The following is a 26612-nucleotide window of genomic DNA, read 5'->3' on the forward strand; positions in this document are numbered from 1 at the left end:
AATTAAGCACGCTATGAACAAATTTATTGTTCCCTTACAGAGCAAAAGAGGAAAGTGGACCACAGCTATTCTGCTATCGGGTCTTTCCTTATTGAGTTCCAACCTTACAGCTCAGGAAACCAAAGAGCTAGAAGAAGTGGTGGTGACCGGCACCAAGTTTGAAATCCCCGTAGAAAAGTCAGGTAAAACCATCTACAAGTTAGACCAAAGTGACATTGAGAAAAATGCTGGTAAAACCGTAGCTGACATCTTGAATGAAGTACCTGGAATACAAATCGATGGTAATTTTGGTGCTCCAGGAACTAACCTTAGCTATTTTGTCCGCGGGGCAAGCAGCAAAAATACCCTTATCCTAATTGACGGGCTTCCCATCAATGATCCCTCTGATATTTCTTCCACTTTTGACCTAAGGTTGCTTTCTTTAAGTCAAGTGGAATCCATTGAGGTGCTGAAAGGTGGTCTCAGCACATTGTACGGCACAGGCGCATCCGCAGCTGTTATCAATATCAAATTAAAATCTGCACAGGACAAACAAAAGATAGCCGGTACGGTGGACTTTAATGGTGGTTCCTTTGGCACTTACAATGGCAACCTCAATATCAATGGTAAAAATGAAAAGTTTAGCTATATGGTGTCGGGCAACTATTTTACTTCAGAAGGTTTTACTTCTGCTTCGGAAGAACAGTCGGCCACTCCTTTTGGCAAAGATGGAATGGACAGAAAAAATGCCATGCTCAAACTGGGCTATGATTTTTCAGACCGTTTTCACTTGGACTTTGTCAGCGCATATGATGATATGGAAGCGGATTACGATGATAATACTTTTACCGATGCCAATAACCAACAACTTAGCAGCCAACTACGGTTTGGACTTACTCCTTCCTATACCTATGCAAAAGGGGTCATCAAACTAAAGTCAATTTACAACCAGAATGAAAGGGAATTTATCAGCTCCTACCCTTCTGAATATAAAGGCAGAAACCTACAGCTGGATCTTACCCAAGAACACCAGATCATTGAGGGATTAAAAGGGCTTTGGGGGCTAAACTTGCAGCAGTTTTCTTATGAACAGCCTGGTGACTTAAGTTTTGACAGCAACAAGTTTACCATCATAGACCCTTATGCTTCTTTGTTCTATGAAACCAACTCAGGATTCAATATTCATGCTGGCGCTAGGGTCAATACCCATTCTGAGTATGATGCTAAGTTTATTTATAATGTCAATCCCAGCTACTTGTTTGCGGTGACTCAGACTATCTCTATGAAGGTCTTGGCTTCGGTATCAACATCTTACGTTACCCCTTCCCTCTACCAGATCAACTCTCCGCTTTATGGTAACACAGACCTGAATCCAGAAGAGTCTTTAAACTATGAGCAAGGCGTTTCTTTTTACGTGGGGGATGAATTTACATTGAACCTGGTACACTTTACCCGTGATGAATCAGAGCCTATTGACTTTGTTTCCATTTATGATGATGAGGGGAATTACATTGCCGGCCAATATCAGAATACCGCCTCTGAGAGAAGAGTGGAAGGTTTTGAGGCGGACTTTTCTTGGCTGGTCAATCAGTACTTTGACATGTCTGCCAATTTTGCCCATGTCAGTACCGATAAGCCGGAGACTTTTTACAGGATCCCAAAAAATAAATGGGGACTTGCCTTCAATGCGCGCCCAGCTGAAAACACCCAAGTTTCTTTGAAATATAACTTTACCAGCAAAAGAACCATCTATGATTGGGGCTATGGTGGGGAGCTGGACTTAGATAGCTATGGTTTGGTTGATCTATTTGTACAGCAAGGCTTCTTGGAAAATAAACTCAATATCTATGGGGGTATCAACAACCTCTTGGATGAAGAGTTTACTGCAATTTATGGTTATACAACCCGAGGAAGAACTTTCAGTCTTGGAGCACGTTTTCAGTTTTAACCCATGATCAAGGAAAAGCACTGTCCCAATTGTCAGCAATCATTTGAATGCACTCACCAATGCTGGTGCAGTGCTTTTCCTCCTATTGTCCCTATTGAAAAAGAAAAGGGCTGTCTCTGTCCCGATTGCCTCAAACAAGAAGTCATCCAAAGAATTGACAGTTGGACCACTCCACTTACCAAAGAAAAAGTAAAAACGATCCAGCAAATGGGACTTCCGAAGCAATTGATTGAAGGGATTGATTATACCATCAATGAAGCCGGCTTTTATGTCTTTACTTCCTGGTACCTTTTACGCCAAGGAAAATGTTGTGGCAACGGCTGCCAAAATTGTCCCTATCAAAAAATCGAAAAATAAATGGTACACTACATTACAGGAGGAGAAAGATCAGGAAAAAGTCGATATGCACAAACGCTGGCAGAAGCAGAGTCTTTCCCTCTCTATTATTTGGCTACTTCACGGATTTGGGATGATGATTTCCAAAAAAGAGTGGATAGGCATCTGGCAGACAGGGATGAAAGATGGACCACCATTGAGGAAGATAAATTCTTGGGGACGGTGGATATCAAGGACAAAATAGTGGTCATAGACTGCGTCACACTTTGGTTAACCAATTGGTATGCAGATACGAAAAATGATGTGGCTGAATGTCTGGAAAAATGCAAAGCAGAATTGGATCTATTTTTCAAAAATGCCCAAAAAAGCACTGTTTTCATTATTTCCAATGAAATAGGGATGGGCCTGCACGCACAAACAGAAGTGGGCAGAAAGTTTACCGAACTGCAAGGATGGATCAATCAGTATATTGCTCAAAAAGCGGACAAGGCCACTTTTATGGTTTCAGGGCTCCCCATTAAACTCAAATAACATGATCAATAGCGTATTCAATTGGAGCGGAGGAAAAGACAGTGCCTTGGCCTTACATCACATCTTACATGAAAAGCAGTATAAGGTCACCCAACTTATGACCACTGTCAACACAAAACATGATCGAATTTCCATGCATGGAGTAAGAAGGGAACTTCTCCAAGCGCAGTCAAATGCAATTGGCATTCCTGTCCATGAAATACTACTTCCTGAGATGCCTAGCATGTCTGAATATGACCAGATCATGAAAAGTACCATGCAAGAGTTAAAAGACGCAAAAATCACGTACAGCATATTTGGTGATATTTTTTTGGAGGACCTGAAAAAATACCGTGAAGATCGATTGGCAGAGATAGGCTTAAAAGGACACTTCCCTCTTTGGAAAAGAAACACCACTGAACTGATCCATGAATTTCTTGATCTTGGATTCAAGACCATAGTGGTTTGTACCAAAGCACCATTGCTTTCTGAAGATTTTGTAGGTAGAGTCATAGACCATGATTTTATCAAAGATCTGCCTAAGGGTGTAGATCCCTGTGGAGAAAATGGTGAGTTTCACACCTTTGTTTTTGATGGCCCTATTTTCAACAAAGCCATCAATTTCGAATTGGGAGAAAAGGTTTTTAGAACCTATGACACTCCAAAAGACAGCAATGACAATTGTTTTTCTGAAAAGGAAGAAACACCCGATAAAGTAGGTTTTCATTATATTGACCTAATTCCCAAACCATGATCGACTTCAATATCACGCCCATTAACTTAGAAATAAAAGAAAAGCTTCAGTCCAAAATTGATGGTAAAACAAAGCCTATTGGTGCACTTGGACAGCTGGAAGAGCTGGCCCTTCAAATCGGCCTGATACAGCAAAGCACCAGTCCAGAATTGAAGAAACCACATATTGTTGTTTTTGCCGGAGACCATGGTATTGCAAAAACCGGATTGGTCAATCCTTATCCGCAGGAAGTCACTTTTCAGATGGTCATGAATTTTATCTTAGGAGGAGCAGCCATCAATGTTTTGGCCAAACAGAATAATATTGCCATCAAAGTAGTGGATGCCGGGGTAAATCATGACTTTGGGAATCTCCCCGGTTTGGTCAATGCAAAAATTGCCTTGGGCACCAAAAACTACCTTGAAGAACCTGCCATGAGTGCAGAACAGGCTAATAAAGCCATCCAAAAGGGAGCTAACATTGTAGAAGAGATTTTCACAAATGGCTGTAACGTCATTGGTTTTGGCGAAATGGGTATTGGTAATACTTCTTCTGCGGCACTTATCATGCATTACATATGTGATACTCCACTTGAAAACTGCGTAGGTAAGGGCACTGGCACTAATATTAAACAACAAGAAAACAAACTTCAAACCCTAAAAAAAGCAGTTTATAAACATAAAGACATCAACATTGAGGATCATTTTTCTATTTTGACTACTTTTGGAGGTCTAGAGATAGCACAAATTTGTGGAGGGATGCTGAAGGCTGCAGAAAAAAAAATGACAATATTGGTAGATGGTTTTATCACCACTGCCGCCCTATTGATTGCTTCAAAAATAAATCCAAATATTCTACCCTACTGTATATTCACCCACTGCTCCGATGAGAAAGGACATCAGGCAATGCTCGAATTCCTCAACTCAAAGCCTATATTGCAGCTTAACATGCGACTGGGAGAAGGTTCCGGTGCAGCCGTTGCTTACCCTATCGTTTTGGCGGCCTGTACCTTCCTCAACCAGATGGCAAGTTTTGAGTCTGCTGGAGTCAGTCAAGCCAAATAAAGATTAATCAGGATATAACCCGAATTCCAAAATATGAAGAAAGAATTACACGCTTTCTTAACAGCAGTAATGTTCTATACCAGAATCCCTTGCCCGTCTTGGGTGGATCACTCCGAGGAGTATTTGATTTATTCTCGCAAATATTTCCCACTGATCGGTTGGATTGTAGGTGGTCTTTCTGGCTTGACAGTTATAGGCCTTTTGAACATACTGTCCATCAACCTTGCCGTAATATTGTCCATTGCCGTTTCCATCATCACAACAGGTGCCTTTCATGAAGATGGTTTTGCTGATACCATGGATGGTTTTGGAGGTGGATGGACCAAAGAAAAGATCCTCACCATCATGAAGGACAGCAGGTTAGGAACTTATGGATCCATCGGACTGCTCATCATGATTCCATTGAAATTCCTCGCACTTATTGAATTAGTGAGTTGGGCCGAAACGAATGCTTTTTCCTTTGATTTTTACCAAGTGATCTTGGCCTGTTTTATTTCTGGCCATTCGGTCAGTAGATTTATGGCCCTGACCTTTTTCAAAAGTCATGAATATGCCAAGATCAATGATAATATCGGCAGTAAATCCAAGCCTATAGCCAAGGGAGAGTTACCCCTCATCGACTTATTTATAGCCTCAGTATTTGGACTGCTCCCACTTGCGCTTTTCGAAAACTATGCAGTTTTCTTGGCGCTTTTACCCTGCTTTGTAGCCAAATGGTGGCTGGGGAAATGGTTCAACAAATGGATCGGTGGCTACACTGGAGATTGCCTTGGTGCCGTACAACAAGTAACCGAAGTTGTTTTCTACCTGAGTATTTTAGTAATATGGAAATTCACCTGATCAGACATACTACTCCTCAAATTGCAAAGGGGATTTGCTATGGACAATCAGATATTGAAATTGCCGACACTTTCGAGGAAGAAGTTACTCTTATTAAGAAAAACCTTCCCCGTTTGAATCCTGACTTTGCTGTTTTTAGCAGTCCATTAACAAGATGTAAAAAACTGGCCGTAAACTTCTTTCGTTCCCCTATCACTTTGGACAGTAGGTTAATGGAGTTGAATTTTGGAGAATGGGAGCTAAAAGCATGGAATGACATTCCCAAAGAAGAAATCAACCCTTGGATGAAGGACTTTGTCAATACTCCCTGCCAAAACGGAGAATCTTATCAAGACCTCTACCAGCGCTGTGTGGATTTTCTTACTGAATTAAAAAGCTCCGATGTCCAACAAGCTGTCATCATCACTCATGCTGGACCTATCAGGGCAATGAACGCCTATCTGAACAACATAGACTTAAAAGATTCATTTGACCTGAAAGTGGACTATGGACAAGTAATTACATTTAGCATGAATAAGCTGATCAAACAATAATAAAGCACTAAAAACCAACATATTAATTTTGATTCGACACAAATTTTAATTACTTTAGAAGTGAAGATAGTCTAAGCATTATTTTCAAGGTATAATGACCGGAGTCAGCAGTTCGCTCTCCGGTCTCATTTTTTGTAGCCACCTCATTCAATCCTTTCCCACATCATATCAAAATTATCGGAGAAACTTTGCGCAACAGGATTGTTCTTCAACAGAAACCGATGCTCTGCATGCTTACCTATCGCATCTATCGTCATATTGGCCGTTCCAGTCATGACATTTTGATGGGTGAAGTCAACGATGTATTTCTGATGCATCATCCTTTTGCCCATCTTTACCGTAATTGGTATATGCTCTCGAGATGCTATTTCCTGTAAGCGATCTGCGGTGGTCTTTCCAGCCCCTCTATCCAAAATAACCTTTACCTGCACTCCTCTTCTCGCAGCTTCTAATAATGCATTGAATTCTGCCACTCGGGCGGATAAGGCAAACATCGCCACTTTAAGTACCGTTTGGGGAATGGCCCTTTTAATGATATCCAAAGAAACCGTGGTGATATCCAATGGCACTTCCTTTTCCGAGCCGCCATCTTTTTTTAACAGAAATTTTCTGGTTCTATTTGGGAAGGCAAAACCAGGATAAACTTTTTGGTCAAAGGGATTCATTCCAGAAAAAGCCACCAATGAATCGCTCTCTATAAACCTTTTTCTAGTTTCCCCTAAAAATTGATCTTCAACCATTCGAGCAGCAATAGCTTTGGCGGGATTGGGAAAATATCCCTTTCGATTAGCTGCCTCGATCATTTGAACATGCTCTTGCGCTTCAAAGAAAGTAAGGGAAAGCCCACCTCCTTCCCAAATGGCATTGAATTCGTTCCTAAATGCATCAAAGAGCGTATCAGTAATGGATGAAGCCGTGATTTTTAACAGGTTTTCATAGCTCCTATTGGATTTCTTGGTCCAATTATAACTACCTGCCAGCATCACCTTTGCTTCACTCTCGACACTCACCATCAAGGTTTTGTGGTGCAAAAAACCGTAACTGGCCTTATAATCCCATTCCAATTTCTGGCTATCTTCATTCCAATGATAAGGAAAATCATATTTAAGTCGGACATGTAAATTGGGATGTCCCTCCTCCACCAGCACCAACAACTTTCTGTCTTTATCACTGGATATATTACCCCAATCTGCCAATATTCTTATTTCCAAGCGAGGGCATAAAAGCAACAGCTCCCTCAACTTCCTGTATATCAACTCATCCGTAAATGAAAAAACCATCAAATCCAACTGAACATGTTGCTCTTTCCAATCCAAAACAGCGTCAAGTTCCATCAACACCCTTTCCTGAAGGGAAACTGGGTCATCACTGCATGAAAAATATGCTTGAATCATATACCTAAAATAAACAATTCAAAAGGATCTGCTCACCTACTTTATAAATTCTGAAAAAAATCATTCGAAGATTTGCACGCTGAAAATTAAATTCATTATTTAGTGTCATAATACACTATGACACTAAAACACTAAGTAATGATTTTATTAAAAAACATGAGTTTTGCCCACAAAAAGCAAACTCAACTTTTCGATCAAATGGACTGGGAAGTTCAGCCTGGCCAGGTCATTGGACTTTTAGGAAAAAACGGTGCGGGAAAATCCACCTTACTGAGATTGATCAGTGGACTACTCAATCCGAAACAAGGCGAGATTCAGGTCAATGGTTTCAAGCCCTTCAACCGTTCTCCTTTCTTTTTGCAAGATTTGATGCTACTGCCAGAAGAAAACTTTCTACCAGAAAAGACACGAATCCAACGGTACATTAATTCCTTAGCGCCATTTTATCCTCAGTTTGACCGCGATAAGATGACCGAATTACAAAAAGCCTTTGACCTGCCCTTCGACCAAAAACTGGGCAGCATGTCCTATGGTCAAAGAAAGAAGTTGTTGATAGCCTTTGCTTTGGCTTCTGGCTGCAAGACCATCCTTTTGGATGAACCCACCAATGGACTGGACATTCCTTCCAAAAGCCTGTTTAGAAAGCTGGTCACTGCACACATGCAAGAAGACCAAACCATTATCATCAGCACCCATCAAGTCAAGGATGTAGAAAACCTGATTGACAGGGCCGTCATCATCAACCAGGGTAAGGTCATTTTTGATCAGGATATGCTGGATATTGCAGACCAATGGCATTTTGGATTTTCACAAACTCCATCAGAAACCAGTGTCTATGTAGAAAAAAGCATGGGAGGCCATCATTTCATTGCTCCGCTTCAACCTGGCCAACAAGCTTCCCAAGTTTCCTTGGAGCTCCTTTTTAATGCTGTGATCAGCAACCAGCTTCATTTACCACAAGCCGTGAAAGTCTGAGAATATGGATGCACAAAATGAATTCTTTAGCCTAAGCCGGTTTTGGAACCTGCTTAAATACGACTTCAATAAGTATAGGCTTTACTATATGGCCATCATACCAACAGCCATGCTAGCCATTGGCGTGATACTATGGATTTCTTTTCCCGAAACGGAACAACCGGATGGCTACTATGCAAAACTAGGTTTTCTTCCTATTGATAGCGCTATATATCTATCTCCTTGGAAAAAAAGCACATATACCTTCTTTTTTTTCCTCGGTTTTATCCTTTTTGGGATAACTATAGTGGGAAACAGTTTCCCAAATTTAAAAAGTAGTAGGGGAATGAATACCTTACTTTGCTTACCTGCATCAACCTTTGAGAAATATTTTTCCCAGTGGCTAGTGAGATTGTTTCTATTTGTGGTTTTGTACCCAATAGTTTTCAAAATTTCAGCTAACCTAGCGGTTGACATTTATTTGTCTCACAAGGCGGCAGAGTTTAATAATTACGGTGTTCCACTTTCCATGTTACCTAAAATTGGAAAGTTTGAATTAAGCGATCTATTAGGAAACGAATCCCATTCGCTTCTATCTACTATATCACTTTTCTCCTTACCGCTCTTGGGGGTATCCATATTATTTGCTGGTAGTATCGTTTTTAAAAAACATAACCTCTTCCTTGGGCCATTATCTGTATTGGCTTTGGCGACAGCCGGACTTTTACTTTTAAAAGTGCTACCCCAAAATAAAGAAGACTATTGGGCCTCAGACCTTATTGAAATTACACCTCACCTGAACTTCTTTGGTACCCAAATTCCTTTAAGCATGTTCTTTGGAATAATATTGACAGGGATGGGGTCTATTTGTTGTTGGCTGCTTGCCTATTTCACCTTTAAAAAACAGGAGGTATAAAATGGATCAAAATAACAAAGAAACACAATTCAAAACCATGAATACACAAAATGAATTCTTTAGCTTAAGTCGGTTTTGGAACCTGCTTAAATACGATTTTAATAGCAATAAGCTTCACTATATTGCTACCCTTCCGGTTGCTATGTTGGGAATTGCTACCGTTTTATGGATTGCATTTCCAGGAGAAATAAAGATGGGCCATGGATACTCGGGTACCTCAATTCCTTTTAAAAGTAACAGTTATAACATCTTTCTCTTCTTGGGAGCTGTTATTTATGGAATTGCCATTGTGGGAAATAGCTTTCCTGGATTAAAAAACGAAAAGAAAACTTTAAAACACCTTTTATTACCTAGTTCTAATTTTGAAAAATTCCTTTTACAATGGGGAGTCAGGGTTTTCCTTTTTCTCGTTCTCTACCCTATTCTCTTCAAATTTACTGCAGATGTAACAAGTGAAATTTACTTAGCCATTCATAAACATTATGTTTCCTCGAATAATCTTAAACCATCATTATTCCCTCAAATTGAAAAGTTCTCTTTCGAACAATTTATTGGAAATAATCCAAAAACATTTGCCCTCAACTTATCTTTTGTTGTTGCGATATATACTTTAACAGCTTCAATTGTATTTTTTGGCGGTACAATTTTCAAGCGTTGGAATATATTGCTCGGCCCCCTTAGTATCATGGGTATGATCCTAATTGTATTCATCTATTTAGCCATTATCTCAAACATACTAAACCCGTCTCAAAGAGGGTTTTGGGATATTAACTTAAACATAAATGACCCCAAACTATTTGACGATCTAATTCCGCTGACCATGTTTACAACATTAATCTGTGGAATACTCTTTTCTCTTGTTTTATGGGTAGCGACCTATTTTAGATTTAAAGAAAAGGAGGTTTAAGATGGAGTTTAACGAATCCAGAAACATCTTTCTTCAGATAGCCGATTGGCTTTGCGAACAGATCCTCCAGAGCAAATATACGCCAGGAGACCGGGTACCCTCTGTGCGGGAAATCGCAGAAGAAATGGAAGTCAACCGCAACACTGCCATGCGGACCTATAGCATCCTTCAGGATCAGGGCATCTTGGACAATAAACGGGGCATTGGCTTCTTTGTGGCTGAAAATGCGCCTCAAAAAATCTATCAAAGACAAAAAGAAGACTTTTTGCAACATGAGCTACCCCATTTGGTCCATAAAGCCAAACTCCTCCAACTGTCGCTAGAGGATTTAAAACCATTATTAGAAATACTTAAAACAACTACCAATGAAAACCAGCAATAAAATCCTATTAGGCTTTGCACTACTGACATTGATCGTCCTGACCACCTGTTTTGTGGTCGCCCATAGCTATTCTAAAAGACCCGGATTGGATTATAGGGACATCGTTCAACTGAAAGAAGAGGTATTATCTGAGAATTTTTCAAGTATTAAAATTCTAACCCCAACACATATCACAATTACCAAAAGCGAAACTTCTAAAGTACTTTTCAAAGGTCTTAGAGATACTCTTTCAAGTGAATTAAACCATCATGTCTGGATAGAAAATGATACCTGCTATATCAGTCGCAAAACTAATGAGCAAAGTCCTACCCAGTTTATATTGATTGATGTAAAAAACTTGGAAAATATTGATATGGCTAAAAATAGTATAGTAGCTGTCCATGGTAATTACAATGCCTTAAATATTGAAAACCGCGGGGGTAGGTTGGATATGAACCATGACATAAAAGTGAAGAGGCTACATCTTATGGCAACGGGACAATCCAAAAATCATATCCTACTTGCTGATAGTTTATCTGGTTCATTAGATCAAGCTGAAGCTGATCTCCAGAATATCACTACGTCTATCAACTTAAAGATGACAAAGAGTAGATTATCTATTAGAAACGCTCCTAATCATGTAAATATCGAAAAAGATAACAGTTCAAAAGTAAACGCAAATTAATATTAGCACATAAATTACCAGCTGTTCGGGACTTTATTCCCGAACAGCCTCTTTCACTTTAAATCTACCCTTAAAATATCCTGATGAGCAGTAAGGTAAATTTGTTTTTGGTCTGGGGTAAAGGCAATATTGGAGGTTAGTTGTCCGGTGTGGATCCTGGCCAAGGCCTTGCCTTCTGGGCTAAAGATCCAAAGACCTCCAGGGCCAGTAGCAAATACAAAGCCTTCTCGGCTTACTTCCAGTCCATCCGGTAAACCATTACCCCCTCCGGATTGAATTAAATCCGTCACCTCATAAAACAACTTTTTATTATTTACTTTTCCAGCTTCCACCACATCATACTGGTACCAAACAGCATGTTTCTCGTCAGAATTGGCCACATATAATTTTCGTCCATCCGGAGACAAGTCGATGCCATTGGGTCGGGAAAGTGAATCCATCAAGACCAACTCGCCCGTATTCTTCAAACAATAAATCCCCTGAAAACTCAGTTCCTTTCCAGCATATTCCGGAGGAAGTCCATAAGGAGGATCTGTAAAATAAAGATTGCCTGCTGCATCAAAAACCCCATCATTGGGACTATTTAAACGCTGACCTTGGTAGTTATCGGCCAAACTTCCAAAACTAGCCTTTGGAGCATCCAGTCCCGTCTTCATCTTGGCTACCCTCCTTTCTCCATGCTGCATCAACACCAATTCATCCTGATCATTTAGCAACAAGGCATTGGAACCAGGTTCGTTGCTGTAGAACCCTTCTCCAGCAAAACCCGAATGTAGCAAATAGGTAGAGGTATCCCCTTTTGCACTCATTTTAAAGATCTTATTCTGGGGAATATCCGAAAAGAGCAGGTACTGCCCCTCTTCTATCCATAAAGGGCCTTCTGTCCATATAAAGCCACTCGCCATTACCTGAATGGATGCCGCAGAATCAATGATCTCCAAAGCGGCCTTATCCATTATTTCTACCGAAAAGCGATCAGCTTTCAGATCAGTTTGAGACGGATTTGCCTCATCAGATTGTGTCGAAGACTCTTGGGGAGCAGCACAGGAAACAAGTCCCCAAAACAAACAAGTATACAACAGGTATTTCATTTTCTATCCGATTAATTGGGTGATCAGGAAAATCAAAAACATGGCGGTGGTGCCAAAGATAAAGGTTCCGGCTGTTTGCACCTGATACCCTTGTTTGACACTCATACCAGTCAACTGGGTCAAAACCCAAAAGAAACTATCATTCACATGGGAAGCCACCGAAGAGCCTGCCCCTATGGCCAACACCGTCATGGTCTGCATAAAAGGTTGGTTCAAACCCAAAGCTGGCATCAGTGGCGCACAAATGGAAGCCGTGGTCACCAAAGCCACCGTTGAAGAACCTTGGGTGGTTTTCAGACAGGCTGCCAACAAAAAAGGAAAAAACAAGCCCCATTTAGCCCCATCAAATCCAGTAGTAATCACCTCTGCAATGCCGGAGTTTTGGAGCATCTTACCAAAAATCCCCCCCGCTCCCGTAATCAATATAATAGGTGCGGCCACTTTCAGGGATTCTCCTATCCAGCCAGTCGAGGCAAAAACTGTCTCATCCAGTTTTTTGGGAAGCGTCAAAGCCAAGAGGACGCCAACAAACAAAGCGATTACGGGCGTTCCTAAAAAGGTAAATACATTTACCCAGAAATTGGGTTCCAGTTCCAGCGACGGATATTCCAATACCGACTTGATCAAAATCAAAATCAGGGGAACAATCACGGCCATAACCGACTTCCAAAGTCCAGGCTGCTCCGCTGGTGCAGTCACCACATCCATTGTAATGGGCAATTTGAGTTTGGAGGTCACCTTCACCGCATACCAATAGCAGGTAAACAGGGAAAGCCCACTGATCAGTAGCCCCCAACTGATCACATCACCGAGGTTGGCACCCAATATCCCGGCCGCTGCAATCGGTCCCGGCGTAGGCGGCACCATCACATGGGAAGCCGTCAAGCCCATGGATAAGGCCGCGGTTGTTCCAGCATAGGAAACTCCGGCTTTCTTGGAAAGGGTCTTGTTCAAAGGATTCATCATCATCAGGGCACTGTCCGCAAAAACCGGAATGGACAGGAAATAGCCTGTCAGCATCATGGCCATATGCAATGATTTTTTACCGATCAATTGCAAAATGCGGTTGGCGATGACCAAGGCCCCTCCCGACTTTTCCAAGATGGTTCCAATGGTTACCCCAAAGAGAATGATAAGTCCTATTTTCCCCAAAATATCCCCAAAACCATTATTGACCGCATCGATGATTTCCGCAGAGCTCATACCGGATATAAATCCATAGGCCAAAGCCGTCAGGAGAAGCATGAAAAAAGGATGAACCTTGAATTTCACAATCCCCAATACCAAAAGGGTCAGGGAAATCACCAAAGCGATCAAATAGGTCATGTGGGTTTAGGGTTATGGGTTAATTATGTTTAGGGTTAAATCAATGTCTAAGATCTAATAATATATATCCGCCTCTCCAACTCTCTCTTCATACTTCTAACGTCTTTTAACTTACATCTTAGGCCTAGTATCTTGAATCTAGCTTCTCGATCCAGTAATTACCATTCCGCAAAATTCCCATCGTCATTTCTCCAAATGGGATTCGACCAGGCGTGTCCTATTTTCTGGCCTTCTTTGAGCTTTTCTTCATTGATTTCCACCCCTAAGCCAGGCTTATTGAACAACTGAATGCAACCATCCTCCAACGCAAAGACTTCCGGATTGGACACATAGTCCAACAGGTCAAAGCCTTTGTTATAATGGATGCCCAAACTGCTTTCCTGAATGATGGCATTGGCTGAGACAAAGTCCACTTGTAGGGCTGCTGCCAGAGAAACAGGGCCCAAGGGGCAATGCGGCGCCAGGGTCACATCATAAGCTTCCGCCATGGCAGCGATCCGCCTGACTTCCGAAATGCCCCCTGCATGGCTCAGGTCAGGCTGAATAATGTCCACCACGCCCTGATGCAGGATTTCCTTAAAATCCCAACGGGAAAACATCCTTTCACCTGTAGCGATCGGAATAGAAGAATATTGGTAGATATGTTTTAAGGCATCATTGTTTTCCGGCAGGACGGGCTCCTCAATAAACAAGGGACCATACGGCCCTAATTCATCTATCAACCTTTTCACCATCGGCTTGTGGACGCGACCGTGAAAATCCAATCCCACATCGAGCTTATCCCCAAAAGTTTCCCGAATCAAGCGGATATTGTCTGCCACTTTCTTCACATCCGGGACAGAAGCAACCCATTCCAAGGCGCCCGTGGCATTCATCTTCACTGCCTTATAGCCAGCATCAACTTTTTCCTGTGCCTGCTCCAAAACCACTTCTGGATGATCTCCACCAATCCAGCAATACATCTTCATCTTTTGACGCACCGCACCTCCCAGCAATTCGTAAACAGGGACATTCAAGTATTTACCTTTGAGGTCCCATAGCGCTTGGTCAATACCAGAAATGGCACTCATCAGAATCGGACCACCCCGATAGAAACCACCCCGATAAAGTACCTGCCAAATATCCTCAATTTCATTGGCAGACCTTCCCAACAAATACGGTTTCATTTCTTCCACACAGGCCGCCACCGTATCTGCCTTGCCTTCTACCACTGGCTCTCCCCAACCCACAAGGCCGGATTTAGTAGTAATTTTCACAAAAAGCCACCGAGGAGGTACTTTGTAAAGGACTATTTCTTCTATTTTGAGATCTTTATGCATATCGCTTCATTTTTTCGATAAACTTACGCGCATTCCCTGCCACCAATGCTTCGGTGATTTGCTCTTCTTCAAATTGGGTCAACACACTCCCTAAACCTAGCCCATCAGCGCCGGCATCCATCCATTCTTCCAAATTGTCCAGGTGGATCCCTCCCACTGCAAAAACAGGCGCTTGGTCAAAGGGAGCCTTGATGGCTTTCAAATAACCCGGCCCAAAGTTGCCGGCAGGGAAGAGCTTGATCACATCAGCCCCCCTATCCAAAGCTTCTCCGATTTCTGTCGGGGTCAATGCCCCCATGACCACAGGAATATCATTCACATGTGCTACCGCAATCACTTCAGCATTGGTGTTGGGCGAAACCAAAAATTGTGCTCCGGCCGCTACGGATTGCCTGGCAAGCTCTCCATTGATAATGGTTCCGGCACCTATCAAAACATCAGGAAAACGCTGTCGGTTTTCAGCAATCATTTTTTCAAAATCTTTGGAATTGGAAGTCACTTCCAACACCTTCACACCGCCTGCGACCAGGCCACTGACTAGCGTGGCCATCTCTTCGGTATTTTTGGACCGAAGGATGGCAATCAACTTTTCCTGAAGAATAATTTGGCGAATTTCTTTTCTGTTCATGGCTAGGCGCGATCAACGGATCGGGTAAAATGCAGAAAGTTTTTACGGGTTTCGTGCAGGTGCTTTTCTATGGCCTCATGAGCTCCCGCTGGATCCTGTCTGGAGACTGCATCTAAAATATTTTGATGATGCTTAAGCATAATGGCCTTTTCTGCTTCCAAATTTCCTGATGCTGGCTTAGCAAAAACATTCATCTTGTATTTCGGCATAAGGCTAAAAACAGGCCCCAGCAATAATTCCAGTACTTTGTTGCCGGTAATCGACAGTAAAATTCGGTGAAAGTCATTATCCAATTCTGCTTCTGCCTTTTTGTCCTCCAAAGGACAGTCCCTCATTTCCATCATGTTTTGCTCCAACAGCAACAGGTCTTCCTTATTTCGCTTTATCGCTGCTTCGGCAGCAATTCTAGGCTCCAAAACCCGCCTGGCCTCAATGGTCTGCAGCATCAAGTCAGCATCTGAGGAAAGCTCAAAAAACATATTCAGCATCTTGGAGGCATTCTGTACGCTGATTTCAGAAACATATGCCCCGCTACCTTTCCGAACTTCTACTATTCCCTTTGCACTCAAGGTTTTGATGGCTTCCCGAATAGCTGTCCGGCTCACCTGGAAAATCTCCCCCAACTTATGCTCAGTGGGAATTTTTTGCCCGGGCTGGTACTCACCCTCTCGAATGGCCCGGGTAAGTTCCTCTTCCACCCTTTGACTCAGGGATTTTGCTTGTCCTATTTGCTGAAATGTCATGTACTCGTAAATTTTCCTTAAGTTATAAATTTGTCATACATCATACAAATACTCTCAGGTTTTCTTAAGTTTTAGAGGTATGAGAAGTCTCCTACCTCACTCCTTATGTGTCCTACCTGCCAACTATCGATCCATCCACATCAGAACAGTTGTCCCACAATTTCTCATTTATTTGTAGCGTGATAAAACCTAGCATGTAACATGAAACCTAATAACCTGACAGCCTGTAAAAAAGGGCTGACCTTTGGATTAAGCTTTTTATTGACTTTATTTTCACTTCAACTTACCGCCCAAGAAACAGAGAAAATGCTGCTCAGTGGCAAAGACAGCAAGCATACTGTAGATTGGGATTTTTACTGCACAGGTGGCAGAAACAGTGGTTACTGGACCAAAATTGCCGTGCCAGCCCACTGGGAACAGGAAGGTTTTGGCACCTATAATTACGGCAGAGACTATGTCACCTATGGCAGAAGTTTCCGCTTTGCAGATGAAAAGGGCATGTACAAGCGCACTTTTGAGGTTCCTGCTGATTGGAGCAATAAAAAAGTGGAAATCGTTTTTGAAGGTTCCATGACCGATACAGAGGTCAAGATCAATGGCCAATTGGCAGGAGAAATACACCAAGGAGCTTTCTACCGCTTTAAATATGACATCACAGACAAACTCAAGTTTGGGGAAGAAAACCTGATCGAGGTGACCGTCAGTAAAATGTCTGCAGATCACTCGGTCAATCGGGCCGAACGTTACGCAGATTACTGGATCTTTGGGGGAATCTTCAGACCAGTTTACCTGCAGGCACTGCCCCAACAACATATCCAGCAAGCTGCTATTATCGCAGAAGCTGATGGATCATTTGCTACAGAAGTAACCCTTAATGGCTTGAAAAAAAATGCGGAGCTCCAAGCCATCGTGACGGACAGCAAAGGCCAAACCCTAGGAACAATTACTGAAAAAGTCAAAAAAGGCAATTCCACGATTCGATTGTCCAGGCAGTTTGACAATATCCAAGCATGGACTTCTGAGACGCCACACTTGTACCATGTCCAAGTGGCTTTGGTACAAAATGGGGAAACCATCCATACCCTTACCGAACGATTTGGCTTTAGGACCATCGAAATCAAAGAGGGAGATGGCATCTACCTAAATGGCACCAAGATAAAACTCAAAGGGGTTAACAGACATGCTTTTTGGCCTGAAACAGGCAGGTCACTCACTCCGGAAATCGACCTGAATGATGTCCTGATGATCAAGGAAATGAACATGAATGCGGTAAGGATGTCCCATTATCCGCCAGACCCTTCTTTCTTGGATTACTGCGACTCCTTGGGCCTTTACGTGATGGATGAACTCGCAGGATGGCAAAATGCCTATAACACGGAACCTGGCGCCAAGTTGGTCAAAGAATTGGTTGAAAGGGACCTCAACCACCCTTCCATCATCTTCTGGAGCAATGGCAATGAAGGAGGCACCAACAAGGAACTGGATGATGATTTTGACCTGTATGATCCTTCCAAAAGGCCAGTGCTACATGCCCATCACCGCCCTGGAAATGCACACAACGGGATCGACACCGATCACTATGAGAATTACAAAAGCCTTCAAAACAAACTGAAAGACTCCCTGATTTATATGCCCACAGAATTTTTGCATGGGCAGGATGATGGCGGTGGGGCTTCCGGACTTTCCGATTATTGGGAACTGATGTGGGATTCCAAAATGTCTGGAGGTGGCTTCCTTTGGGTGCTTGCCGATGAGGGAATCATCCGTACAGATATCCACAACAAAATTGATGTCAACAGACTGAATGCCCCTGATGGTTTGGTGGGTCCTTTCCGTCAAAAGGAAGGTAGCTTTTACGCCATTCGGGAAATCTATTCGCCGATCAAAATCCACGAAGTATCCGAATTGGATGCTTGGGACGGGACTTTGGAAATGGAAAACCGCTATCATTTCACCAACCTCAATGAGATCAACTTTGAGTGGAAACTGGTTACGTTCAAGGGAATAGGCGCAGCACAAACCGGCCTAGAGGTAATTAGTTCTGGTGAATTAAAAGGCCCTGATTTAGCACCCACCGACAGTACAGCCTTCAAACTTCCCCTACCAGCCAACTGGAAAGCACAGGAAGCTTTGATGCTGACTGCTTATGATCCCCAAGGTGAGGAAATCTATACCTGGTCATGGCCATTACAGCCCAACAAAAAATTGATGACCCAAACCATTATGGCTGATCAAGGGAAAAATGATACCGCCATAGAGGATCAAGATAGCTTGCTGACCATCAGTGGCGGAGGTTTTGCTTTGACTTTCAACAAGGCTGACGGGATGTTGGTGAAAATCAAAAAACCATCTGGCCCTGAGCTTTCCTTCCAAAATGGTCCAGTATTTACAGAAGGAAGCAGCCAGGTCACTGAGGTGAGTTATGAGCAAGAGGGCAAAGATGCGGTCTTCAAAGTAAACTATGAAGGGCCTATGAACTTCGCGGAATGGCGCATTGCTTCCAATGGCTGGGTAACGCTGAATTATGAATACGAACTTCCAGAAGGAAAATATGCTTACCCGGGCATCAGTTTTGATTACCCGGAATCCAATGTCATCAGTGCCAAATGGCTGGGCAAGGGTCCTTACAGGGTATGGAAAAACCGTCCCCAAGGCCGATTTAACCAACATCAAAACCTTTATAACGACACCCACACGGGGGCTACTCCTTGGGACTATCCGGAGTTCAAAGGCTACTTTGGGGATGTTGCCTGGATGGAGATCAATACCGCCCAAGGCAAATTCTATGTGGTGGCCAAAGAACGCAACCTTTATGTGAGGTTGTTTGACTTCTATGGGATTTCTGGACCAAGGGGCTATCCCACCCTTCCTAGCGGCGATATTTCCTTTTTGGATGGCATTCCTGCCCTGGGAAGCAAACTGGCACTGGGAATTACAGGCCGGGCATCCGTTTATGGTCCCATGGGTGAAAACACTTATCTCAATGGCCCTGTCAATCGGACCCTTTATTTCTATTTTGGTATCCTCCAAGAGTAGTTTAAAAAAGGGGCTGTCCCAAATCAGACAGCCCCTTTCCACACTACTTAAACATTAAACCACTATCGGTTACTTTAGGCATTTTGTAGGTCTTTTCTTTTTCTTTTCCTGTTCCGATGCATACCGGACAGGTACTGGATCCGCAAAAAAGGCTGTCGCGCACTCATATACATCGACACTTTTAGCTTATAAAAATCATATCCGATCACCACCAACAAGAACAGGCAGACAATATAGAATACATTGTACCCGATGTTAAGGTAAACCAAACCAGCCGCAACCCCGCCAGACAGGTAAGAAGTCATGATGGCCATTTGTATTTTGGCTTTCCCCCTTAGGGCTTTGTTTTCCCGAAATTCCTTTTTGGTAAACATCGAAAACAGCATACCCAAATCGGTGGTCAAGCCGGTCAAATGGGTGGTCTTCACGGCTGAATTGGAAATACTGGCTGTCAACCCGTTTTGGATCCCCATGGCAAAGAGCATCAAACCCACCAAAATCTCCGTTTCCACTAAGGTTTCCTGGTAATAAAACTGGATATAGCTGCCCACAATCAGCAAACAAATGATTTCCAGGATAATGGGCACCGCATGGGCCAGGTAAGTGTAGGTTTTGTTGAAATTGATAATGATAAGGTTGGCAGTGAAACCTCCAAAAAAGAACAGCAATATCCAGGAGGCCACCACCCCAGCCTGGTACCAATTCCCCTTGGCGATTTCCTCCGCCAACACCGCATAGTGTCCCGTGACATTCGATGTAAACGCAAAGAAGATAATGACCGAGATCACATTGACCATCCCGGCAGAAAAGGCCGTCAAGGCTCCCAGCTTGATATTATCTCCTAAGGTCCGACTGTTGCTATACTTACTCAGCATCTTTACGAATGATTGATTTTCTTAAATGTCATTTTGATGATTCCCCTGGCTTGCAAATCCGTATTGAAATGGATCTCCATGGTATCATCGGTCAACTTCTGGATCTGATAGTGCTCCACACTATCCGCGTGGCCAAAAAGCTTGAGGACATGTCCTCTCCCCTTCAATGTCCAGGACAATGTGGAGGCTTTACCATTTTTCCCTTCCAGGCTGATCTTGCCATCGGGAAAGAAACTCCAAGTTTCTGCCTTATGAATGGCCAACTCTTGGCTGATTTCCTGTTTTAATTGCTGCGTGATGCTTTTGGAAAGTGTCCACTCCTCTTCTCCCTGGGCCGCATCCAGTTTCTCATACTCCCAAGAGACCTCTTCCCAGTCTCCCAGCAGTTTTTCACTGGGGCTCCGGTCATTGGCCATTAGGCTGAACACCCCGCCCATCAGGAGGATAAAGATGCCCAAGTAGATCAATGTAACTTTCATAAGCGATTGGTTTAGAGGGATGACAATTCACTGAAGAAGAGACCGGAGAGCTCATTGCGTTCTTGACGAAAGTTCTCTCCTACCTCCATCCGTTTCACTTTCACCAAGTTGGTGGTGGAACGGTGGATAAAAGGCATCATGTCAAAGCTGTTCTTGTGACGTGGCTTAAAGGCATGGTCTGTCGGCGCATAGATCTCATCGATCTGATTGGCCTCCAGGTAGTTTTCAAAAGCACTTTGGTTATACCCAGAAAAAATATCCAAAGAAAGCTCCAGTAAGCGGCTTTCATACTTGCTGGCAATCATCTGGCAGCTGGCCCTAAACTCAGCAGTCTCCAGGTCCTGCAAAAGTTTCTTTTTCGAAAAGAGCAAAAGGTCCGTCATGGAGTCCGGCAGGTAGATGCCATGCACCAAAAGGATTTCCAACTCACAATCGTCGTTAATACTTAAAGCTGATTTGACGATATTTAAGGATTTTACAGAAAAATCAGTCGGAATAAGGATGGTCTTTGTCTTCATATAGCCACTTTTTTAAGGATATGGACAAAATTATACCCTGTCCATTAAAATGGCTTAAAGATGAGATTAAGATCAGATTAGAATTTACCCTAATGTAAAATGATTTTCACTTGCAGTGGTCGGGACATGCTTCATCAATTTATAAGGCAGGTAAAAAGTATCACTAACTTACAGTAAGTCTCCATAAGTGTCGTATCAATAATGATTAAAAAATTAATTTATCCATCCAGGAATAAACTCATGGTATTCCCACTCCCCTGCTTGCTTTATATAAATGGCTGCATTTCCTTCTCCGAAGCCTCCATGATAGTGATCGTACTGCATATAGGCCGCAGATGAATCTTCATTGAAGATAGGTAAATAGAAAACGTACCATGATGAATCCTTCTGGAATTCCATTTCCGCTTTTCTATTTTCAAATGATGTGAGCTTAAATTTCTTAACCTGATCTTTAGCGTTAATAATTTGGTGTTTTACATGACTCTTGGAAGCTGAATCCCCGAAGTAAGTGTCATTACCGATTTCATCATTCAAAGCAGTTTCATTTTTCCATTCATACCCATAAGGAGGTGGGAAACTTAAGCTATCTGATGTAAACTCCAACTCATAGTATTTATAAGCCTTTAATTTTGGAGATATATATCCTCGAAGATGTAAGGAATCGGCCAGAATATAATGTTCCAATAAACTTATGGCTAATTCAGTACCTTCAATCTTCTGTTTATAAACAGTTTGCTTACAGGATAACAATAGAATAAAAACGAGAAATCTAAATTTGTTCATTTTTAATATTCAAGAAACTTCAATTGGCTTAGGCGTAATCCAACTGCCAGTACAATTATCTACTTTGTAATACCTAGTCATTGATTTCCTTTTCAACGGTCTCAATTCCAAAATCAAAGATTAGAATAAGTTTATCATTGTCCTTACGAACAGTCTTTGAAATCGATTTTATATCCTCAATCCCTAAGTATTTTTGATCTATTTCAAAGTCAGCTTCTAATGCAGCAATTTCCTTTTCAAAAATTGTATAGTTCTTAACAACTGAAATATACGGGTGGGCAACCACACTCTGTGTCGACTTTTCCACTCTGATTTCATTGTCTAGGTAAAGATAATTTGGACTGGGGTTTGGAACCATAAATGCAAAAACAGTCAGGAATGGAACACCTAATGGAAAAAGACTAAGAAATGTCAAAACATAGTTGGACAGCTTGTCCCGATTATTTGGGGAAGCCGGTGAGGTACTCTTTATGGATCTTTTCATGACAGAACCAAAACCTATCAATCATGAAAATAAAACTCAGGGCCACCTACTCAATTGTGGTCAGGTGCATTATTCAAGGTCAAGCACAATTTGAATATTTTCTTTTACCAATTCAATCAGTTCATCCGGTAAAACTCCAAGTCTTTTTGTCAATCGTTTATTATCAATCGCTCGAATCTGGTCAATCATAATATCACAAGCCTGATGTAAGTTGGCAGTTCCTTTTTTAAGGTGCACCCTTAATATCTCAGAATCCTTTTTTACGTTAGTTGTTATCGGACAAACAATAGTTGAAGGGTGAGGAATCTTGTTGAGTAGATCTGTTTGTATCGTTAAAACTGGTCTTGTTTTACCCGGTTCAGTTCCAATCTGCGGATTTAAATCTGCTATCCAAATTTCAAATTGCTTAATCTGCATAATCAATCTCCTCGAAATCTTTAAGTACAGACATCGAATCCTCTTTAACTAATCCAGATTCCTTCTTAAGTTTTTTCTCAAGAATCTGTTTGCGTTGAAGCTTATTATAAAACTCAATCGCTTCGTTTATATATCTATTGCGTGGTTTCTTAATCCGAGCCAGTATTTTTTCAGTCTCGCCGAAAATCGAATCATCTATTTTTAAAGATATTGTTTTCATGATATTTAATTTTTACACCACAAAGGTATATCCTTTTAGTATATTTATCAAGTATATTTACTCGTGTTTTCTCCAAACATTTTCAGCCATAAATATTCAAAAAATACTGTAACCAATAAAAATGGAGTCAAAATCAAGGGTCCTAACGTACCCCCTATACCATTAACATTTTTGGCACCAACATTATCTTTCAATTCTTTAAGATGAAAATCAAATATCCTCCAGTATTTTATCTTGATTTTGATGTTTGCAGAATCTCGCGGCGCATGCATCACAACGTTCAGTGTATGGTGCTTATCCCGAAAGGGCAGGTAGATCCAAAACCTAAGGAAGACATCAAAACTGTCCCAAACCCCATAAGCCATACCATGCCTCCTGCTACCATTTATACAAGTACCAAAAGTAACGTGCTTTTTCAATCCCAAACAGCCAAAAATAAACAAAGCGAAAAAGCTTTCCCCAAAATTACCCCTTTCCCAGCACCACTTGTTCAACACTGCATTCATGCCTGCCCGCCATAGGAGAGTTCGGCCGTTCCGGCCACACGAATTCTTAGTTATTGGCAACCGTTTTTATATTTTTTCATAATAGCTAACTAATTCTTTGCAAAACTCTTTTCCTGATAAATCTCCAAACTGTCCAAGTTGCTTTTTGAGAATTACTGCTCTCTCACTTTGATGGATGTCATTTCTAAGTCCATCATAAATCCTATGGTAAAAAGCAATTGTTTGATATTCTCCAATGTGCTTATCTAAAAGGTGTTGGTCAATTGCTCTGACCGCATTCATAATCGTATACTGTTTCTTTTTGAATTGTTCATCCGATAGACTTTCCATAGCTAACGTCTCTTTTACTTCATGATTTCTAGATTCTTCTATGTCTCTTCCGAAAGCGTGACCAATTTTATTTCTTAGGTTACGAATCTTGTCTAAATCTCCAACTCGAGATTCAAGTCCACTTGGAACCATTCCAAAAGTCTTCTTATAAGCACTTGTTCTGGCATTCCAATCTCCTTTTGTTATAGATTCAATAACGGAATCATGAAACATGTTTTTTTGAGCACCATTTTTAAGAAGCACAATTCCATCAATAGAATTTGGCGAGTCAAATAAAATACCTGGGTCAGATTCAATAGCTAACGTAATAACAGTTGCTAAATAAGTTTCAAAGTTTGAACTTAAGGCTAACAGAGCATTCAGATTTGTCCAATTACTAAAGGAGTTATAAGTGTCTGACCAATTTTTAAGATCTTTAAACGCTTCTTGTCCTTTTGGGACATCAAATATTAAATGGTCAGAAGCTAAGTCAGTCCAATTTGCTCCATTAGTTTTAAAATTGGAATAGGTTTGCTTCATAGCCGCTTTGTTAGCCCATAACATTTCGTTCAATTCGTCATTGTACTTATGAAACACTTGGTAAGTCCAAGTTGACTTCATCACTGTATTCCATCTATCAAAATGTCTGGTGCTTTTTCCCATTTTTTAATTTAAAACTTATCTAAGTCCTCTAAGTATTCGAGTCCTTTTTGTCCTAATTGAAAAGCACGTTTAGCAGCTTCTTTCATGACATATTTTCGAGAAACTTCAACGAACTCTTTTATGTATTTAACTCCAAGTTTGGTCAGTTTCGCCCAAACACTACAAATTCTATTTGCAATTTCTTGTCGTCCCGAAACTGTAAGACTATCATTTAACTGGGTAATCTCTTCTTTAATATCCTCAAGAGCTGAAGCATTTTCTTCAGTCTTGTACTCATTTAGTTTGAGTTTTAATTCTTCAAAGTGCTCATAAAGCGGTAGTATGGATGAAGGTTCTAGTGGTTTATCCTTTTCTTCCTCAATTATTTCAAAATATGAATAATAGTCTTCTTGAAAGCCTTTTTCAATTGGGTCATCAAAAACAGTTTTAGTGTTTTTAAAGTCACTTAACAACTTAAACCAAATTTGAAAGTGTGCATCAATGCTTTTCTGATCAGATTTAACCCAAGTCAATCTAGGTGAAACAGATTCAGCTGCGAAAGGCTGATATTCTAATTGAATTTGGTTTTGGTTATTTTGATTTCTGTGAGATTTAATGTAGAAGAAAAAGTTTGAGTCTATCGCACTTCCTTTGAATCGAATTAAATCCTTTTCAGAACTTACTCTTTTGAATAGCCCATCTCGTTTATCTAAATAAGGTTCGATTGCCTTATGAACAACTAAAGGTATTTGTTCTTTCTTATTCATTTTATAATGGTTGTCAACGGCTCCGCTATGAAACGTGTCCCGAAGGGCATGTCTTTATAGTTCCCATGATATAATCTGGTTCGTTTTAAAGACATAATCAAAAAGAATATATCATGGACACCGAAGTTTCTCCTAAGTTATTCATTGGTATTGATGTTCACAAGCGCCAGTGGAGCGTTTGCATTTTTACTGCCAATTGCCATCATAAAACTTTCAGTCAGGCACCTGATCCCAAAGCCCTGAAGTCTTATTTGGATAAGTTTTTCCCAAAACATAAGATCATCTGCTGTTATGAGGCATGTAAGTTCGGGTTTTGGATCTATAGGGACCTGAACTCTTTCGGGTATGAATGCCTGGTGATCAATCCAGCAGATCTTCCTACGACCAACAAAGAGAGCAGTGAAAAAACCGATCCTGTGGACAGCCGAAAAATGGCCAAAGCACTCCGGGCAGGACTATTACGAGGAATCCACGTTCCAACACTTGAAACCGAAGGGGATCGTCAACTCTTCCGTTATCGAAAGAGACTTTGGGCAGATCTGGTCCGGGTGAAAAACAGGATCAAGGACAAACTACTTCAAAACGGGGTAGAAACACCTCCTAAATACGATAATCCTTATTGGACTAAGGACTTTCTCGACTGGCTAGCAGTAGTTGAACTCCCTTCGGACAGCAGCCGACTTGTAATGGATTTATTGCTCGACCAATTTGAATTTACCTACCGTCACTTTTTGAAGGTCTCCATTTCTGTCCGTGCGCTTCAGCGAAAGGCAAAATACAAGACAAACTCCAAGCTGCTGAGGCAGATTCCTGGAATAGGACCCTTGACAACAGTCCAGTTACTCACTGAGATTGAGGATATCCATCGCTTCAGGAATTTCAAACACTTCAACAGCTATATCGGGCTCAAACCGATGGTCCATTCCAGCGGTGAATCAGACCGAAAAGGATACATGACTTATCGCCATCATCAAGGACTGAGAAGCTCACTGATCGAATGTGCCTGGACTACTGTCCAACGAGACCCGGTGATGCTGAACCGATATGAGGAATTGCTTCAAAGGCATACAGGCAAACGAGCCATAGTGATCATAGCAAGAAAATTACTTTCCAGAATATATAATGTCCTAAAAACTGGTGAACCTTACCAGGTAGGGTATTCAACTTAGTCCGTGGCAGAGACCATTTGATCAAGCCCATCAAAAAGCTCCAGACCTCTCAACACTGTGTGAGTCCAATAATCAGGAACTCTATTATAGTATGGGGCTGGAGCACTTACTAAACTAACCGGAAACTGAGACCATAAAAA

General features: G+C 41.6%; 30 protein-coding genes. 14 read left to right on the top strand and 16 right to left on the bottom strand.

Annotated elements, in window-relative coordinates:
* Nucleotides 1–13 precede the first annotated feature (13 nt).
* From JL001_RS19540 to cobC, 7 genes are read left to right on the top strand one after another with little or no spacing between them, the layout of a single operon-like run.
* Complete coding sequence (locus JL001_RS19540; RefSeq protein ID WP_200979206.1) at nt 14–1927, top strand: TonB-dependent siderophore receptor; 1914 nt, start codon at nt 14–16, stop codon at nt 1925–1927.
* Between the two features lie 3 nt (nt 1928–1930).
* Nucleotides 1931–2284 (top strand): DUF5522 domain-containing protein, encoded by a 354-nt coding sequence (locus JL001_RS19545; RefSeq protein ID WP_200979208.1) that lies wholly within the window; start codon nt 1931–1933, stop codon nt 2282–2284.
* Nucleotides 2285–2794 carry a bifunctional adenosylcobinamide kinase/adenosylcobinamide-phosphate guanylyltransferase gene (locus tag JL001_RS19550; protein WP_200979210.1) on the top strand — a complete coding sequence of 170 codons (510 nt, stop codon included), beginning with the start codon at nt 2285–2287 and terminating at the stop codon, nt 2792–2794.
* A 1-nt stretch (nt 2795) separates the two neighbouring features.
* Nucleotides 2796–3527 carry a diphthine--ammonia ligase gene (locus JL001_RS19555; RefSeq protein ID WP_200979212.1) on the top strand — a complete coding sequence of 244 codons (732 nt, stop codon included), beginning with the start codon at nt 2796–2798 and terminating at the stop codon, nt 3525–3527.
* On the top strand, nt 3524–4570 hold the full coding sequence (gene cobT / locus JL001_RS19560) for a nicotinate-nucleotide--dimethylbenzimidazole phosphoribosyltransferase (protein ID WP_200979213.1): 1047 nt from the start codon (nt 3524–3526) through the stop codon (nt 4568–4570). The genes JL001_RS19555 and cobT overlap by 4 nt, the downstream gene beginning before the upstream one ends.
* Nucleotides 4571–4603: 33 nt before the next feature.
* Nucleotides 4604–5410 (top strand): adenosylcobinamide-GDP ribazoletransferase, encoded by an 807-nt coding sequence (locus tag JL001_RS19565; RefSeq protein ID WP_200979214.1) that lies wholly within the window; start codon nt 4604–4606, stop codon nt 5408–5410.
* Nucleotides 5395–5943, top strand: a complete 549-nt coding sequence (gene cobC, locus JL001_RS19570; RefSeq protein WP_200979215.1) for an alpha-ribazole phosphatase — start codon at nt 5395–5397, stop codon at nt 5941–5943. The genes JL001_RS19565 and cobC overlap by 16 nt, the downstream gene beginning before the upstream one ends.
* 143 nt (nt 5944–6086) lie before the next feature.
* Here the strand turns inward: cobC and JL001_RS19575 are convergent, their stop codons facing one another.
* The gene (locus tag JL001_RS19575) at nt 6087–7337 is read right to left on the bottom strand and encodes a phospholipase D-like domain-containing protein (RefSeq protein ID WP_200979216.1); all 1251 of its coding nucleotides are present in this window, start codon (nt 7335–7337) and stop codon (nt 6087–6089) included.
* Nucleotides 7338–7475: 138 nt separating this feature from the next.
* On the opposite strand from JL001_RS19575, the gene JL001_RS19580 reads away from it, so the two are divergent.
* The 5 genes from JL001_RS19580 to JL001_RS19600 are packed head-to-tail and all read left to right on the top strand — an operon-like array spanning nt 7476 to nt 11160.
* Nucleotides 7476–8312, top strand: a complete 837-nt coding sequence (locus JL001_RS19580; protein WP_200979217.1) for an ATP-binding cassette domain-containing protein — start codon at nt 7476–7478, stop codon at nt 8310–8312.
* 4 nt (nt 8313–8316) lie between these two features.
* Nucleotides 8317–9207, top strand: a complete 891-nt coding sequence (locus tag JL001_RS19585) for a hypothetical protein (protein WP_200979218.1) — start codon at nt 8317–8319, stop codon at nt 9205–9207.
* Between the two features lies 1 nt (nt 9208).
* A complete protein-coding gene (locus JL001_RS19590; protein ID WP_200979219.1) occupies nt 9209–10114 on the top strand; it encodes a hypothetical protein in 906 nt (301 codons plus the stop codon).
* A 1-nt stretch (nt 10115) separates the two neighbouring features.
* Nucleotides 10116–10496: a GntR family transcriptional regulator gene (locus JL001_RS19595; protein ID WP_200979220.1), complete on the top strand. Its 381-nt coding sequence runs from the start codon at nt 10116–10118 to the stop codon at nt 10494–10496.
* Nucleotides 10480–11160, top strand: a complete 681-nt coding sequence (locus JL001_RS19600) for a GIN domain-containing protein (RefSeq protein ID WP_200979222.1) — start codon at nt 10480–10482, stop codon at nt 11158–11160. Before JL001_RS19595 ends, JL001_RS19600 begins: the two co-directional genes overlap by 17 nt.
* 53 nt (nt 11161–11213) lie before the next feature.
* On the opposite strand, the gene JL001_RS19605 is transcribed toward JL001_RS19600, so the two are convergent.
* The 5 genes from JL001_RS19605 to JL001_RS19625 form a co-directional block, all read right to left on the bottom strand.
* On the bottom strand, nt 11214–12251 hold the full coding sequence (locus tag JL001_RS19605; protein WP_200979223.1) for an SMP-30/gluconolactonase/LRE family protein: 1038 nt from the start codon (nt 12249–12251) through the stop codon (nt 11214–11216).
* A 3-nt stretch (nt 12252–12254) separates the two neighbouring features.
* On the bottom strand, nt 12255–13577 hold the full coding sequence (locus tag JL001_RS19610; RefSeq protein WP_200979224.1) for a GntP family permease: 1323 nt from the start codon (nt 13575–13577) through the stop codon (nt 12255–12257).
* Nucleotides 13578–13735: 158 nt separating this feature from the next.
* The gene (dgoD, locus tag JL001_RS19615; RefSeq protein WP_200979225.1) at nt 13736–14896 is read right to left on the bottom strand and encodes a galactonate dehydratase; all 1161 of its coding nucleotides are present in this window, start codon (nt 14894–14896) and stop codon (nt 13736–13738) included.
* Nucleotides 14889–15524, bottom strand: a complete 636-nt coding sequence (locus JL001_RS19620; RefSeq protein ID WP_200979226.1) for a bifunctional 4-hydroxy-2-oxoglutarate aldolase/2-dehydro-3-deoxy-phosphogluconate aldolase — start codon at nt 15522–15524, stop codon at nt 14889–14891. Before JL001_RS19620 ends, dgoD begins: the two co-directional genes overlap by 8 nt.
* A 2-nt stretch (nt 15525–15526) precedes the next feature.
* Nucleotides 15527–16267, bottom strand: a complete 741-nt coding sequence (locus JL001_RS19625; RefSeq protein WP_200979227.1) for a FadR/GntR family transcriptional regulator — start codon at nt 16265–16267, stop codon at nt 15527–15529.
* A 201-nt stretch (nt 16268–16468) separates the two neighbouring features.
* Between JL001_RS19625 and JL001_RS19630 the strand changes: the two genes are divergently transcribed.
* Complete coding sequence (locus JL001_RS19630) at nt 16469–19303, top strand: glycoside hydrolase family 2 TIM barrel-domain containing protein (RefSeq protein ID WP_200979228.1); 2835 nt, start codon at nt 16469–16471, stop codon at nt 19301–19303.
* Between the two features lie 74 nt (nt 19304–19377).
* Here the strand turns inward: JL001_RS19630 and JL001_RS19635 are convergent, their stop codons facing one another.
* From JL001_RS19635 to JL001_RS19680, 10 genes are all read right to left on the bottom strand, one after another.
* The gene (locus JL001_RS19635) at nt 19378–20178 is read right to left on the bottom strand and encodes a YoaK family protein (RefSeq protein ID WP_200979229.1); all 801 of its coding nucleotides are present in this window, start codon (nt 20176–20178) and stop codon (nt 19378–19380) included.
* A gap of 2 nt (nt 20179–20180) precedes the next feature.
* On the bottom strand, nt 20181–20657 hold the full coding sequence (locus tag JL001_RS19640) for a hypothetical protein (protein ID WP_200979230.1): 477 nt from the start codon (nt 20655–20657) through the stop codon (nt 20181–20183).
* An 11-nt stretch (nt 20658–20668) separates the two neighbouring features.
* Complete coding sequence (locus tag JL001_RS19645) at nt 20669–21175, bottom strand: hypothetical protein (protein WP_192011732.1); 507 nt, start codon at nt 21173–21175, stop codon at nt 20669–20671.
* 213 nt (nt 21176–21388) lie between these two features.
* The gene (locus JL001_RS19650) at nt 21389–21958 is read right to left on the bottom strand and encodes a hypothetical protein (protein ID WP_200979232.1); all 570 of its coding nucleotides are present in this window, start codon (nt 21956–21958) and stop codon (nt 21389–21391) included.
* Between the two features lie 73 nt (nt 21959–22031).
* Nucleotides 22032–22442, bottom strand: coding sequence for a hypothetical protein (locus JL001_RS19655; protein ID WP_200979234.1), 411 nt, complete (start codon nt 22440–22442; stop codon nt 22032–22034).
* A 69-nt stretch (nt 22443–22511) separates the two neighbouring features.
* Nucleotides 22512–22859 carry a type II toxin-antitoxin system PemK/MazF family toxin gene (locus JL001_RS19660; RefSeq protein WP_200979236.1) on the bottom strand — a complete coding sequence of 116 codons (348 nt, stop codon included), beginning with the start codon at nt 22857–22859 and terminating at the stop codon, nt 22512–22514.
* Nucleotides 22849–23079, bottom strand: a complete 231-nt coding sequence (locus JL001_RS19665; protein ID WP_200979239.1) for a hypothetical protein — start codon at nt 23077–23079, stop codon at nt 22849–22851. The genes JL001_RS19660 and JL001_RS19665 overlap by 11 nt, the downstream gene beginning before the upstream one ends.
* A gap of 47 nt (nt 23080–23126) precedes the next feature.
* Complete coding sequence (locus JL001_RS19670; protein WP_200979241.1) at nt 23127–23585, bottom strand: hypothetical protein; 459 nt, start codon at nt 23583–23585, stop codon at nt 23127–23129.
* Between the two features lie 66 nt (nt 23586–23651).
* The gene (locus JL001_RS19675) at nt 23652–24557 is read right to left on the bottom strand and encodes a hypothetical protein (RefSeq protein WP_200979243.1); all 906 of its coding nucleotides are present in this window, start codon (nt 24555–24557) and stop codon (nt 23652–23654) included.
* Nucleotides 24558–24565: 8 nt separating this feature from the next.
* Nucleotides 24566–25303, bottom strand: coding sequence for a hypothetical protein (locus JL001_RS19680; RefSeq protein ID WP_200979245.1), 738 nt, complete (start codon nt 25301–25303; stop codon nt 24566–24568).
* Nucleotides 25304–25416: 113 nt separating this feature from the next.
* On the opposite strand from JL001_RS19680, the gene JL001_RS19685 reads away from it, so the two are divergent.
* Complete coding sequence (locus JL001_RS19685; protein WP_200979247.1) at nt 25417–26472, top strand: IS110 family transposase; 1056 nt, start codon at nt 25417–25419, stop codon at nt 26470–26472.
* Nucleotides 26473–26612 lie beyond the last annotated feature (140 nt).

The organism is Echinicola sp. 20G (assembly GCF_015533855.1).
In the GTDB taxonomy this organism is placed as follows: domain Bacteria; phylum Bacteroidota; class Bacteroidia; order Cytophagales; family Cyclobacteriaceae; genus Echinicola.

Excerpts from the sequence above, each read along its gene's own strand:
- JL001_RS19540 (WP_200979206.1), top strand. The coding sequence starts at position 14 with ATGAACAAATTTATTGTTCCCTTACAGAGCAAAAGAGGAAAGTGGACC.
- JL001_RS19545 (WP_200979208.1), top strand. The coding sequence starts at position 1,931 with ATGATCAAGGAAAAGCACTGTCCCAATTGTCAGCAATCATTTGAATGC.
- JL001_RS19550 (WP_200979210.1), top strand. The coding sequence starts at position 2,285 with ATGGTACACTACATTACAGGAGGAGAAAGATCAGGAAAAAGTCGATAT.
- JL001_RS19555 (WP_200979212.1), top strand. The coding sequence starts at position 2,796 with ATGATCAATAGCGTATTCAATTGGAGCGGAGGAAAAGACAGTGCCTTG.
- cobT (WP_200979213.1), top strand. The coding sequence starts at position 3,524 with ATGATCGACTTCAATATCACGCCCATTAACTTAGAAATAAAAGAAAAG.
- JL001_RS19565 (WP_200979214.1), top strand. The coding sequence starts at position 4,604 with ATGAAGAAAGAATTACACGCTTTCTTAACAGCAGTAATGTTCTATACC.
- cobC (WP_200979215.1), top strand. The coding sequence starts at position 5,395 with ATGGAAATTCACCTGATCAGACATACTACTCCTCAAATTGCAAAGGGG.
- JL001_RS19575 (WP_200979216.1), bottom strand. The coding sequence starts at position 7,337 with ATGATTCAAGCATATTTTTCATGCAGTGATGACCCAGTTTCCCTTCAG.
- JL001_RS19580 (WP_200979217.1), top strand. The coding sequence starts at position 7,476 with ATGATTTTATTAAAAAACATGAGTTTTGCCCACAAAAAGCAAACTCAA.
- JL001_RS19585 (WP_200979218.1), top strand. The coding sequence starts at position 8,317 with ATGGATGCACAAAATGAATTCTTTAGCCTAAGCCGGTTTTGGAACCTG.
- JL001_RS19590 (WP_200979219.1), top strand. The coding sequence starts at position 9,209 with ATGGATCAAAATAACAAAGAAACACAATTCAAAACCATGAATACACAA.
- JL001_RS19595 (WP_200979220.1), top strand. The coding sequence starts at position 10,116 with ATGGAGTTTAACGAATCCAGAAACATCTTTCTTCAGATAGCCGATTGG.
- JL001_RS19600 (WP_200979222.1), top strand. The coding sequence starts at position 10,480 with ATGAAAACCAGCAATAAAATCCTATTAGGCTTTGCACTACTGACATTG.
- JL001_RS19605 (WP_200979223.1), bottom strand. The coding sequence starts at position 12,251 with ATGAAATACCTGTTGTATACTTGTTTGTTTTGGGGACTTGTTTCCTGT.
- JL001_RS19610 (WP_200979224.1), bottom strand. The coding sequence starts at position 13,577 with ATGACCTATTTGATCGCTTTGGTGATTTCCCTGACCCTTTTGGTATTG.
- dgoD (WP_200979225.1), bottom strand. The coding sequence starts at position 14,896 with ATGCATAAAGATCTCAAAATAGAAGAAATAGTCCTTTACAAAGTACCT.
- JL001_RS19620 (WP_200979226.1), bottom strand. The coding sequence starts at position 15,524 with ATGAACAGAAAAGAAATTCGCCAAATTATTCTTCAGGAAAAGTTGATT.
- JL001_RS19625 (WP_200979227.1), bottom strand. The coding sequence starts at position 16,267 with ATGACATTTCAGCAAATAGGACAAGCAAAATCCCTGAGTCAAAGGGTG.
- JL001_RS19630 (WP_200979228.1), top strand. The coding sequence starts at position 16,469 with ATGAAACCTAATAACCTGACAGCCTGTAAAAAAGGGCTGACCTTTGGA.
- JL001_RS19635 (WP_200979229.1), bottom strand. The coding sequence starts at position 20,178 with ATGCTGAGTAAGTATAGCAACAGTCGGACCTTAGGAGATAATATCAAG.
- JL001_RS19640 (WP_200979230.1), bottom strand. The coding sequence starts at position 20,657 with ATGAAAGTTACATTGATCTACTTGGGCATCTTTATCCTCCTGATGGGC.
- JL001_RS19645 (WP_192011732.1), bottom strand. The coding sequence starts at position 21,175 with ATGAAGACAAAGACCATCCTTATTCCGACTGATTTTTCTGTAAAATCC.
- JL001_RS19650 (WP_200979232.1), bottom strand. The coding sequence starts at position 21,958 with ATGAACAAATTTAGATTTCTCGTTTTTATTCTATTGTTATCCTGTAAG.
- JL001_RS19655 (WP_200979234.1), bottom strand. The coding sequence starts at position 22,442 with ATGAAAAGATCCATAAAGAGTACCTCACCGGCTTCCCCAAATAATCGG.
- JL001_RS19660 (WP_200979236.1), bottom strand. The coding sequence starts at position 22,859 with ATGCAGATTAAGCAATTTGAAATTTGGATAGCAGATTTAAATCCGCAG.
- JL001_RS19665 (WP_200979239.1), bottom strand. The coding sequence starts at position 23,079 with ATGAAAACAATATCTTTAAAAATAGATGATTCGATTTTCGGCGAGACT.
- JL001_RS19670 (WP_200979241.1), bottom strand. The coding sequence starts at position 23,585 with ATGAATGCAGTGTTGAACAAGTGGTGCTGGGAAAGGGGTAATTTTGGG.
- JL001_RS19675 (WP_200979243.1), bottom strand. The coding sequence starts at position 24,557 with ATGGGAAAAAGCACCAGACATTTTGATAGATGGAATACAGTGATGAAG.
- JL001_RS19680 (WP_200979245.1), bottom strand. The coding sequence starts at position 25,303 with ATGAATAAGAAAGAACAAATACCTTTAGTTGTTCATAAGGCAATCGAA.
- JL001_RS19685 (WP_200979247.1), top strand. The coding sequence starts at position 25,417 with ATGGACACCGAAGTTTCTCCTAAGTTATTCATTGGTATTGATGTTCAC.